The sequence below is a fragment of the Pelosinus propionicus DSM 13327 genome, assembly GCF_900114615.1.
Classification (GTDB): Bacteria; Bacillota; Negativicutes; order DSM-13327; family DSM-13327; genus Pelosinus; species Pelosinus propionicus.
This window is the reverse complement of record NZ_FOTS01000031.1, coordinates 46,254-57,239: the sequence shown is the minus strand read 5'-3', so window position 1 is coordinate 57,239 and position 10,986 is coordinate 46,254. Positions and strand designations below refer to the sequence as shown.

The following is a 10,986-nucleotide window of genomic DNA, read 5'->3' as shown; positions in this document are numbered from 1 at the left end:
AAGACTGTTCCAGCTTGCGGCTTGAATAGATGCCGTTCATGTACCCATAGACAAGAATTTTAAATAGACGCTTCGGTGATCTCTCGATTCTCCCCATTCGGGAGTACGTAGTGTACAGTTTGCTATAATCCAGCCTTTCTAACACTGCGCTGAGTAACCGTACCGAGTCATCTTCTGGGATCATCTCGCCGATGTCCATCGGCAAGACTAGTTGATATATATTTGTGTCTGTTATATAATTTGCTTGTATTTTCATGTTCCAACAAACTTGATTTTACACAAAAAAATGGCTCCCGGCTACTGCCGGTTGCCATTTTTGTTTTTTAGGGCTAGTGCGACAGCCCCTTTTTTTCTTATCCTATTTTGCTGTATCACAAGAAATATATCAGCCAGGATTGCTCCTTAAAGATTAAATACTTTTCTGGCATCTCGCGGCGTAAGTCCATGGACTTTTTTAAAGGCAACAGTAAACTTACTGGGACTCTCATACCCCAAAAACGTGCTGATATTTTGAATGCTCATATCATCTTTCCACAATAATCGCAACGCATAGTTCATCTTTTCCTGCCGTACATAGTCAGCAATCGTCAGCTTGTAATGCGCCTTAAATAAGAGACGCAGCTTGGTCGTACCCATTCCCGCAATAACAGCCAAGTCTCTAATAGGCGGCGGCGATAAAATATTTTTGTCTAATTCCGCCTTAACCCGCATGATAAATTTCATATTTTGATAGGTCAGAAATTTTGCCCTTTTTGTTTTTTCAAATCTTTCATCATAACCATTAAGCCCCATGTTCAATACAATCAGCGATAAAATCTCAATAATCTTTGTTTCGAGATACATAAGCGGCGGTTCTTTCTGCCTAATGCCATATTTTAGCTGCTCGAAGGCCAATACTAATTCAGGTACATTATAGCAATGGCTTTCCCAATTTAGAGCATCGTCTATAGAAAGAGGTTCAACCCATCCCCGGTCCTTAAGATACTTTGTAATAAAATCGCTAAAAATCCAAGCAGCAGTGTACCGAATAGGCTCTTCGCTGCCAAATATTTTTTTGAACGACTTGCCGCGATTAACCAGTAAATGAACGCCTCGCTGCAACTGTCTGGTTTTCTTGCCCTTTTCTACAATTGTCATGTCACCGCAGTCGAAAGAACACAACCACAATCCCGGCTGCTCAATTTCACACATCCAGGTGACTGACTGATGCAGGGTAAAATAAGCATTGGTAATAATCAGGCCTGGCCGAGGCTTAACATCCACCAGCCAGCTGTTACCATTTTCGGATGGCAGCCGATATCTGCTAACGTTTCCATCATCTTTTTTAGTGCAGCCTAAATGCATCATCAAATCTTCATTGCCTTTAAAATATTCATTGGTTCCCATACTTTGATCCTTTCAGGCGCCAGCAGGAGTAAGGCCTTACGATATTGTTACATTACGTATCTATTTAAGCCTTATTATAGCATGTTACGATTCCTGACTGAACAGCAGAGATAGGATATTTCGTTCCAAAGGTTCATAAAACTATACCTCTAAAACGCATTAAACTTATAAAGTCAACTTATAATATGAGAAACAATCTCATTCATGTCGACTTTTGGATACTTCAATACCTTCTCCAGAGGTTACGATCAGTCCGTTGACTGCCTTAAGTTTGCCTTGTTATAATTAGTTCCAGTTAGCCAGTGCCGGCATGCCAAGGGCAAACTTATTGTTCTTATTTACCGTTCAATGATAATCACTATTATTATTAATTGATCATTAAGCGTAATATCATCCAGTCGTTACAAAAGGGAGTCAAGAAAAGTATGAAGAAAAAAGCAGCCCGATCAGTACAGAAAAGTCTGCTCTATGTTCTGATTGGCACTAACTTGTTATGGCAATACTCGGCAACAGTTCATGCTGCTGAAAGCAATTCCGATCAACATGAGTTTACACTGGATGGGATCGAGGTTACAGCACATAAAGATGCTGCATCAGACAATGGCTATGTGGCCAGACGCAGCAGTGTCGGCACCAAAACCGACACGCCGCTTGAAGAAGCAGCCCGTTCAATCAGTATCATTACCCAAGAGCAAATAGAAGCACGTGGCGTTACTGACTTGTTCGATGCTTTAAGCTATACACCTGGCTTTAGTGACGCTACCTATTCCCGGGATTCTCGGAGCTTTCGAGCTAATCTTCGCGGCTTCACTAATGACTATTCAACCTATACTGACGGCTTGAAAATGCTATGGGGCAGCTTTGCACTTTCAGATTATGATACGTACAGTTTCGAGCGAATTGAAGTGCTTCGTGGACCGGCTGGCATTCTTTACGGTGCCAATAATCCCGGCGGCGTAATCAACCAAGTAACGAAACGGCCTACCAGCGGTGACATACGAGAAATCCGTATACAAGCTGGAAATGATAACATGCGCAGTACTGCTATCGATCTGGGTGGCAAAGTCAATGAACAGGACAATGTGTTTTTCCGCCTAACTGCTCTCGCCTCTGATGAAGATCTGCCAGCTGATTATAGCAGTGCAAAGCGCAAAATGATCGCTCCCGCCCTAACCTGGAAGCCGGATGAGGCTACCAGCTTCACCGTATTAGTCCATTACCAGAAGGACGATATTCAGGGAAGTTTTGACACCAATCCCTATCGTTACCTGCCTGGTCATGCTTTATATGGTTATTCCAAAACCGGCTTTTACGGCGAACCCAATTATGACCGTTTCATCAGGGATGACAAACAAATCAGCTATATTTTCGAGCATCGTTTTAACAATATATGGTCGGTGGCACAGAGTGCCCGGCACTCCGATATTTTTACAGATTTTAAGTATATGGAAGTCGCCGACGTAACCAATGGCATCGCCAGCCGCAGAGCCAATTATCTCACAGCCGACCTTAGCGCAGATGTGATTGATACTCACTTCCAGGCAAAGTGGTCGGGTGGGGTGGTGGAGCATACTACGCTGGTCGGCTTTGATTATCAAAACAACAATTACATATATAGCTGGGGCCGCAACAACTCGGCACCATCTCTTGATCTTTCCACAATGAATTATGGTCAGACAATCACTACTCCGGCTTTTAGCATTATAACCGATACTAAAGTCAGGCAAAACGGCTGGTACCTTCAGGATCAGCTCAAGTTTGGCCAGCGGTGGACTGCAATTGCCGGGGGGCGCTACGACAGCTACAACAGTAATGTGTTAAACCGCAAAACGAATGGACATACTCGCATTGACCAGGATGCTTTTACTGGTCGCATGGGCTTGGTTTGTGATGCCGGCAATGGATTATTTCCCTATATCAGCTATGATGAATCTTTTGAAGGTCAGACTGGCACCGATCGTTACGGCAATGCTTTTAATCCGACTACCGGCCGGCAATACGAATTGGGCATACAATACAAGCCGGAAGACGGCAGCACCCGATATACCGCTGCTATTTTTGACCTGAAGCAACAGAATACGCTGACTTCCGATCCATTGAACACAGGGCAGGAAAGTTTTAAGGTTCAAACTGGTGAAGTTTCCGCCAAAGGCCTGGAATTAGAAGCTAATATCGCCGCCTTGAAAGGTCTCAATATCACTGCCTCCTATACTTTCATGCCTAAACATGAAGTAACCAAAAGCAACGATAGTACGCGCCTTGGTAAAACAACGGCCAATGTTCCTAAACACAGTGCATCGCTTTGGTTTGATACAGCAGCTCCAGAAGCAGTTGAGGGTAAATCAGGCAAGGGTTGGGGATTTGGCGCAGGTTTGCGCTATATTGGCTCACGCTATGATTATGATAATACCGTTAAATTGGGTGGCGTGGTGTTGACCGATGCACTGCTTCGCTATGATGCCAATACCTGGCGCTATTCCGTCAATATTCACAATGTATTTGACAAAAAATATGTTGTCAGTTCCTGGACAAGTGATTATTACGAAACAGTCAGTCCCGGGCGCACGTTTATTCTGACCGCTACACGCCGCTGGTAAACCTCACGTGGAATGAGATTGACCGCCCCCAAGTTCTTCTTTTTTTAAATCCTGCACCTATGTTATACACCTGGGTGCAGGATTTTTATATTTCTTCTCATTTTTTAGTGTAATGACTGCACCTGCTTACGAATATCTTATAGTTTTTTTTGACATGTTACCATTATAAATGTAAACGAAGGTTTATTTTCTACATCTTTATGCGGCTCAACAATGTTCGAAAATTCTATCAGTCCATATTTCCCAAAGTCTTGTTTTATCGAGTCAGAATCATAAAAAAACATTTTTACCCCATCCATTATCTCAAAATAGTCTTTACCCAGTTGTTTGCCCCTTCCAAACATTGGGGCCTCTTTTGAAATAGTAGTAAAAATCATGTATCCATTTGGTTTTAACTGACTATAGCAATCTTTAATAAATTTCGTTCTTTCGCTGTTATTCAATAAGTGAATAAGCGCGTAGCAAAACATACCGTCATAAAGCTTGTTATCAAAGGGCATCTCAGTTACTGACCCCTGATAGATATTATTATCAATGCCATTTTGTCTTGCCAAATTAATTGCTGTTTTTGAAATTTCAATACCTGTTACATTCATTCCGTTGTCAATAAAAATCTTTGCATTCCTGCCATATCCAATACCCGGTATTAATATGTCCTTGACTTTTCTTTCAAGAAAAAAGTCTTTTGTCAAGATTGCCGAGTCTGAAGGTTCAAATCCCCACATTGTTTGTTTTTCTATAAAACTTGACTCCCAGAATTCTGTCACAGCTCTATCTCCCTTACTACTTTATTGTGGCTCTGTCTATAGCAAAGACGTGAGATACGGTGGTTAATCCCCTTGCTTCCCCCTTGAGGCTTTTGGCTTATAGTATTATTTCCTGCATCATGGTATTATTATCCGAGAGAAATAATTAGCGGAGAATGTATTGTCGAGGTGAGCTGGGGTTGTCTTTGTTGGATACATATACAGTTTATTTTCTTACCCTTTTAGGAAATCTTGTTATGCTTTTGATGCTGGTTATTTTCGTGAAAACTACCAGCTTTGAAGGTTTAATGCAACATTATATATATGGGAAACTACTGCAAACCATTGGTGCTGCTTTAGGTCTTTTTAGGGGGGCAGTACCGATTGATTTCTCCATTATCATAGGAAATAGTGTCATTTTCATTGGTGTCGCCTTGGAAGTCTACAGTATCGTTCATGTTGATAGAGTACCTCTTAAAAGCGTAACGAGGCGCTGGACACAGGTAGTATCCGTAATCATTTTAGTATTTACGTTCATATATTTGGCAGGGGTAAACATGGGGCATAGAGTTTTTTTCTGTGCTATGATTTTAGCGCTCTATTCGTTAACAGCAGCAGCCGGACTTTTTTTTCACAGCGCTGCTACAAAATTACGAAAAACATTGGCATTATTCTTCGTATTTTTAGCTGCTCATCAGGTTATTCGAGCTTTGGATGGCTTGCTAATAGGCGAGAGTTATACATTATTCACGGCTTCATTATTACAAATGATTTCGTTTATAAGCATATATATACATACGCTGGTAAGCACAATGGCATATTTGCTAATGACTCGCGAGATTATTGACATAAAGCTGAAAGAAACGGCTACCAAAGACTATCTGACAGGTATCTATAACCGCATGTATTTTCTGCAGCTGTCAGAAAAACGATTCTCACTACTGATCCGTCAGCAAAAACCAGCCTCAATATTTATGATTGATTTTGATTATTTCAAGGTTATTAATGATACGTATGGTCATATCGTCGGCGATAAGGTATTAGCGCATTTTAGCCGAGAAACGCAAGGCATTATTGGTGCCGATAATTTGTTGGGCAGATACGGTGGTGAAGAGTTTATTATCTTTGCCCCCAACACCACGGCTAAAGATGCACTTATCCTCGGGCAAAAAATCCAAGCAAAGCTAGCGCTGCTTTTTGCCAATGATGTATCGATTCCTAAATATACTGTTAGTATTGGCACAGCCACTATGGTTCCAGCGATACTTACGGACATGGATAATTTAATTAAGCAGGCAGACAAAGCCTTGTTACAAGCGAAAAAAAATGGACGAAATCAGATTGTTCAGGCCATTTTCTAAGGGTTGTGTCTAAAGGCATTCGTTATTTCCCCCTCACCCTTAGCATGGAAAAAGCAACTCTAACAAATGGATCCCCTGTTTTCCTCCCATCGTGATTGCTTCTCTACAGAATTTACAATAACATGCAACTTTTTCTGTCTGAATTTGTGTACAGTACTTTTGAAAATATGCTATCTGTTCCTCTTGGGAACAAGGGGTAAACATATTCGCTCCTTCCTCTACATAGCGCTTGGGGGCCAGTTTGGCATTGCTTGGTGTACAGGGAGCTAATAGGTTCACACCACAGAATTTGGTCTTTTCAAAGTTTTCATCCAGTTCTACATACTTAATATTCATTTTTTTCAAAAGAGAACGTACCGTATCTTGAAGATGTCGTTTTTCAAAAGCAATCCAGCAATCCTGAATCGTTACGATCTCGCTCTGATAATCTGGAAATGGAAAATCAGCATCATCGTCGATCAACGCCCAGACAAACTCAATATTTTCAGTCTGAGAGCTTTCCTCCATTATAGCGGCACAATTATTACAGACAACAATTGCTCCATCCTGAGCTGTTAGCTTTTGATGCTCTGCGCGACAACACCCGCTTGAATCAATATCATATCTATCTTTCATGTAGATACGCAATTTTTCACTTGCTTGTGTATACGAAGCTTTTGCCTTACAGCTTGGAAAAAAGAATTTTGCCATACCAATCACCTCATAAAAGTTTTGATTTTATTACAACATTCCTAGCAGCTTAATTTGTTCTCCATATGGTCCTGTAAAAACCAGTTTCATGGGACATGGAGCAAGTTCTTTGTTAGCTTCTCTTTATAACTGCTAATTCCTGTTATATCTTTACACTATAATCAATCATTATTTTACCAGAATCTCTACTTCAAAGTTCTTACCTCTTCTATAGTAAAAATGAAAACGGCTGCTTGCCTAAAAAGAATCGGTGTTTATATCGTTGCATGCGTACCCTTATGCAAAACTGCTATTGCCGCTGCTATAAGGATCATACCCATAAAAGCGGGTGCAGCAGACCCGAGTGATACATAGATTTGACCTCCAATGATAGGTCCAATCATTCTTGCTAAAGCCTGAATCGATTGGCTGCCTCCTTGAATCCTTCCTTGTTCACGAGAATCGACAGATTTGGAGAGCATTCCATTGAATGAAGGCCCAAAGATCGAATCACCAAAACCAAATATAAACATTCCAGCGATACAAAAAGGATAGAATGAGAACAAAGCCGATGCTGCAATAAGACTGTATCCTATAATCTCCGAAACCATTCCAAGAATTGCGATCTGCTTATCACTCAAATTTTTTAAAAGCTTCGGCATTATGAAACCTTGTGAAATGATGTCTTGGAAGCCCATAATTGAAAACATAAGTCCGATTATTGCAGGCCTCCAACTGAAAGTATCGATTGTAAATTGCGAAAAAACTGCCTGTAAAGACCCGTTGGCTATCCAAAGTAAGAACGCTGAGACAAGCAGCCTTTTTAAGTGTTTCATGGAAAGTAGGTTTGCAAGCTGTGTAAATGGGTTCAATCTTACAAAGGCAATCTCTTTCAGTCTATTATTCTTGTCTAGGCTCTCAGGCATAAAGTAGAATCCATAAACAACATTCAATACCGTTAGTATTGCTCCAAAATACATGGGTACAGCATAACCAAACTTGGCAAGGAATCCGCCTAGCGTTGGACCAATGACGGTACCTACGCCTACAACCGCACTCAGCCATCCAAAATATTTGGTTCGCTGTTCTGGCGGAATAATGTCTGCAAAATATGCGAAGATCGTACTTATGCTCCCGCCTGTTACACCTTCTATTATGCGCCCAGCAAATAATACCCATAGAGCTCCCCCTATGCCAAAAACAAAGTACCCGATTGCAGAACCCAAAAGGCATATTAAGAGCAGTGGACGACGGCCATATTTGTCGCTCAAAGCTCCAAAAGCAGGAGCCGAAAAAAACACGCAGACTGCATAGACAGAGGTCAGCAGCGTAACAACGATAGCTTGTTCTCCCGGATTATTTGTATAAGGCTGCACTAAGAATGGAACGACAGGTATTATAATACTAAAGCCTATTCCGCAAAGAAACACAGAGACGAGACCGAATAATAAAGCGTGTTTATCTACAGTTTGTTCTGTGTCCTGTTCATTGTGTGATCTAAATGTGAACACTTAAATTCTCCCTTCAAAACTGCATTTTTGTTTCCTCGGAAACATATTTATCCTATCATTATTTTGTTTCCTCGTCAACAAAATAATCACAATAAAAATGCAGCCTGTTCTCAATAGAATTGGCTGCCTGTACTTTCATTTCATTATTCAAATTCCGACTTATTATCTACACTCAGTTTCTTTATTTCTGCATCCAAATGCCTACTATACGTTTCTACGAAACTCAGCATACTGTCAAATTGTTCCTCGGTTACCTGCGCAAATACGGCTTTGTCCCGCTCTTGAAATTCATTGTGCAGTTCCTCATGGATTTCGTAAATTATTTTCCCTTGCTCAGTAAGCCTAAAATAGATTTCTTTCTTGTTCTCCGGCTTCTGGTAGCTTTCGATAATGCCTTTTTTTATGAGCTTCTTAGTGAGTTTACTGATGGCACCGTTAGTCATATAAAAGGACTCCGCAAGTTTTGTCACATTGGGATCTACATTTCTTCCAATGTATTCGATGCAATGTACTTCAGAAGACTTATACCCCTTAAGGCTGTCTTCCATCTTAGACTTATTAAGCCAAACCATCTTATTGAATAAATCCCTGAAACCCATTATGACCTGCTCTTCTTTGTTCATGCCCTGTCCTCCCACCCGTTGGTGCATTGCCACTATTATATTAAATTTTTGTTTCTATTTCAACAATATAAAAGGGAAATGCAACGGGTGTTCCCTGTTTTTTTATTACTTTGCGATACTCCTTACTCTTTTAATATTCTTGTAGCATACGTAATGAATTTTCGTACCGCCGGCGAAGCTGCCTTTATAGAAGGAACGGCGATTCCCAGCGTAATACTATGCGGTGGGTCAAGCGGAAGCATGACAACGTTATTTTGCCGCCCTTTGGTGATAAGCTCATTCATCACACTCATGCCTAATCCGCATTCAATCATTGCGATGGCCGCGTAATTTTCCAGTGTTGAAAAACAAATCTGCGGAGTCAAGTTCGCTTTTTTCAAAAGCTCAACAACATCATTATCCTTTCCCAATGCAGGCATGATGAATGCTTCCTCTTGGCATGCGGAAAGCGGGTACGCCGCTAGCTGCGACATCGGGTGATCAGGCGGTAAAACAGCGAGCATAGGATCTGTCTTCAAAGGTATCCATTCGTAAGTCATCGGCTCCTGATAGCTAAAAAAGGCAAGATCTACGCGCCTTTCTGAAAGCCATCCATCTACTTCTTGCCGAATCCCTTCCATCAAGTGGATTTCAATATGCGGGTATTCCTCACGAAATACTTTAATCACTTTCGGCAACCAATGAGTTGCAATGCTGGAATAGGCGCCGATCGTGATAGTGCCGGTTTCAAGACCATTGATTTCTGCTGCCGTCTGCCTAAACTGTTCATCCCACCGTAATAGTTCCCGCAGAATCGGCAGCAGCTTCTGTCCGTTTTCTGTTGCCGTGACCCCTCTATGCCCACGAACCAAAAGCGAAAAGCCAATTTCGCTCTCCAGGGCATTCATCATATGCGCCACGCCGGAAGGCGTGTATCCTGACTGCTCTGCCGCTTTTGAAAAGCTGCCAGTGTCGATTGCGCGAACAAAAATCTCGCATTTCTTCAAATCCATGGTCCAACTCCTAGCTGTGAGAATTTCTCATATCAAATGCAAGAAATTGTCGTTTTATTTTATACTGAACCCATTGTATAGTGAAATAAGTAAAATGACAAGGTACAAGTCCGAATTACGATTTCATGAAAAAGGAGATTATATAGATGTATAAAAGCGCCAGGAGCAATGCCACCTTTATTGGGTTAATTGCTATCATACTTTGGAGCACAATGGTTGGTTTAATTCATAGCGTAAGTGAACTGCTTGGTCCGATTGGAGGTATCGCTATGATCTATACCTGTGCCTCTGCCCTTCTTATTGTTACCTTTGGAATACCCAAAATAAAAACTTTTCCTTGGAAATATATATTAATTGGAGGTTTTTTATTTGTAGCTTATGAAATATCTTTTGCTCTAGCGATTGGGTATGCAAGCAATGGGACTCAGGCAATTGAAGTCAATATTATAAACTATTTGTGGCCCTGCCTTACAATCCTATTTGCTATCATTTTTAATAAACAGAAATCTACACTCCTAATCATTCCCGGACTTACTCTTTCCCTTCTTGGTGTTTGCTGGGTATTAGGAGGCGAGAAAGGTTTAGACTTAAGTGTGATGATCAGCAATATAAAAAGCAATACGTTTAGCTATGTTTCAGCGTTTGTAGGTGCTTTCATTTGGGCTACGTACTGCACTGTCACGAATAAGCTAGCGGAAGGGAAAAATGGCATTACATTATTCTTTATCCTTACTGCTGCTGTCCTATGGGTTAAGTTCTTCATGAGTGGAGGTGCTGCACTCAATCTTAGTATGCGTGCAATACTCTATGTATTGATGACAAGTTGTGCAGTGGGTTTTGGGTATGCTTCCTGGAATTTCGGTATATTGTATGGCAATGTCTCCATACTTGCCAGTGCCTCATACTTCACGCCAATATTATCATCGTTATTAGCCTCATTGTTGTTGAATGCGCCACTTTCTGTTTCCTTTTGGCAGGGTGTATTGATGGTATGTTTAGGATCAGTATTATGTTGGCAGGCAACAAAAGACCAGCCATCAAAAAATAAAGTTTGCTCTTCCTAGTTATTTTTTATTCGGTCCTATAATTTTATGCTTAGAT

At 41.1% G+C, this 10,986-nt stretch carries 10 protein-coding genes; 3 read left to right on the top strand and 7 right to left on the bottom strand.

The genetic code is table 11. From position 1 onward, the window contains the following. Positions 1-256 (bottom strand): transposase (locus tag BMZ99_RS16260; RefSeq protein WP_217645104.1); only part of this gene is annotated, 256 nt, incomplete at its 3' end. Positions 257-402: 146 nt separating this feature from the next. Then, entirely contained in the window at positions 403-1,386 is a 984-nt protein-coding gene (locus BMZ99_RS16255) for a helix-turn-helix domain-containing protein (RefSeq protein WP_090939552.1), read from the bottom strand. A gap of 425 nt (positions 1,387-1,811) precedes the next feature. On the opposite strand from BMZ99_RS16255, the gene BMZ99_RS16250 reads away from it, so the two are divergent. Continuing rightward, positions 1,812-3,983: a TonB-dependent siderophore receptor gene (locus BMZ99_RS16250; RefSeq protein WP_090939549.1), complete on the top strand. Its 2,172-nt coding sequence runs from the start codon at positions 1,812-1,814 to the stop codon at positions 3,981-3,983. Positions 3,984-4,120: 137 nt separating this feature from the next. On the opposite strand, the gene BMZ99_RS16245 is transcribed toward BMZ99_RS16250, so the two are convergent. Further along, positions 4,121-4,750 carry a class I SAM-dependent methyltransferase gene (locus tag BMZ99_RS16245; protein ID WP_090939546.1) on the bottom strand — a complete coding sequence of 210 codons (630 nt, stop codon included), beginning with the start codon at positions 4,748-4,750 and terminating at the stop codon, positions 4,121-4,123. Between the two features lie 188 nt (positions 4,751-4,938). Between BMZ99_RS16245 and BMZ99_RS16240 the strand changes: the two genes are divergently transcribed. Next, on the top strand, positions 4,939-6,090 hold the full coding sequence (locus BMZ99_RS16240; protein WP_175490579.1) for a GGDEF domain-containing protein: 1,152 nt from the start codon (positions 4,939-4,941) through the stop codon (positions 6,088-6,090). A 39-nt stretch (positions 6,091-6,129) separates the two neighbouring features. Here BMZ99_RS16240 and BMZ99_RS16235 read toward each other — a convergent pair whose 3' ends face one another. The 4 genes from BMZ99_RS16235 to BMZ99_RS16220 all read right to left on the bottom strand — a co-directional run bounded on the left by BMZ99_RS16235 (position 6,130) and on the right by BMZ99_RS16220 (position 9,885). After that, on the bottom strand, positions 6,130-6,780 hold the full coding sequence (locus tag BMZ99_RS16235) for a hypothetical protein (RefSeq protein ID WP_090939540.1): 651 nt from the start codon (positions 6,778-6,780) through the stop codon (positions 6,130-6,132). 254 nt (positions 6,781-7,034) lie between these two features. Beyond that, positions 7,035-8,270 carry an MFS transporter gene (locus BMZ99_RS16230; protein WP_090939537.1) on the bottom strand — a complete coding sequence of 412 codons (1,236 nt, stop codon included), beginning with the start codon at positions 8,268-8,270 and terminating at the stop codon, positions 7,035-7,037. A 143-nt stretch (positions 8,271-8,413) separates the two neighbouring features. Then, positions 8,414-8,893 (bottom strand): MarR family transcriptional regulator, encoded by a 480-nt coding sequence (locus BMZ99_RS16225; protein ID WP_090939534.1) that lies wholly within the window; start codon positions 8,891-8,893, stop codon positions 8,414-8,416. Between the two features lie 122 nt (positions 8,894-9,015). After that, positions 9,016-9,885 (bottom strand): LysR family transcriptional regulator, encoded by an 870-nt coding sequence (locus tag BMZ99_RS16220; protein WP_090939530.1) that lies wholly within the window; start codon positions 9,883-9,885, stop codon positions 9,016-9,018. Between the two features lie 146 nt (positions 9,886-10,031). Between BMZ99_RS16220 and yddG the strand changes: the two genes are divergently transcribed. Next, a complete protein-coding gene (gene yddG, locus BMZ99_RS16215) occupies positions 10,032-10,949 on the top strand; it encodes an aromatic amino acid DMT transporter YddG (protein ID WP_090939527.1) in 918 nt (305 codons plus the stop codon). Positions 10,950-10,986 lie beyond the last annotated feature (37 nt).

Coding starts and splice junctions, on each gene's coding strand:
- BMZ99_RS16235 (WP_090939540.1), bottom strand. CDS start 6,780: ATGGCAAAATTCTTTTTTCCAAGCTGTAAGGCAAAAGCTTCGTATACA.
- BMZ99_RS16220 (WP_090939530.1), bottom strand. CDS start 9,885: ATGGATTTGAAGAAATGCGAGATTTTTGTTCGCGCAATCGACACTGGC.
- BMZ99_RS16225 (WP_090939534.1), bottom strand. CDS start 8,893: ATGAACAAAGAAGAGCAGGTCATAATGGGTTTCAGGGATTTATTCAAT.
- BMZ99_RS16255 (WP_090939552.1), bottom strand. CDS start 1,386: ATGGGAACCAATGAATATTTTAAAGGCAATGAAGATTTGATGATGCAT.
- BMZ99_RS16250 (WP_090939549.1), top strand. CDS start 1,812: ATGAAGAAAAAAGCAGCCCGATCAGTACAGAAAAGTCTGCTCTATGTT.
- yddG (WP_090939527.1), top strand. CDS start 10,032: ATGTATAAAAGCGCCAGGAGCAATGCCACCTTTATTGGGTTAATTGCT.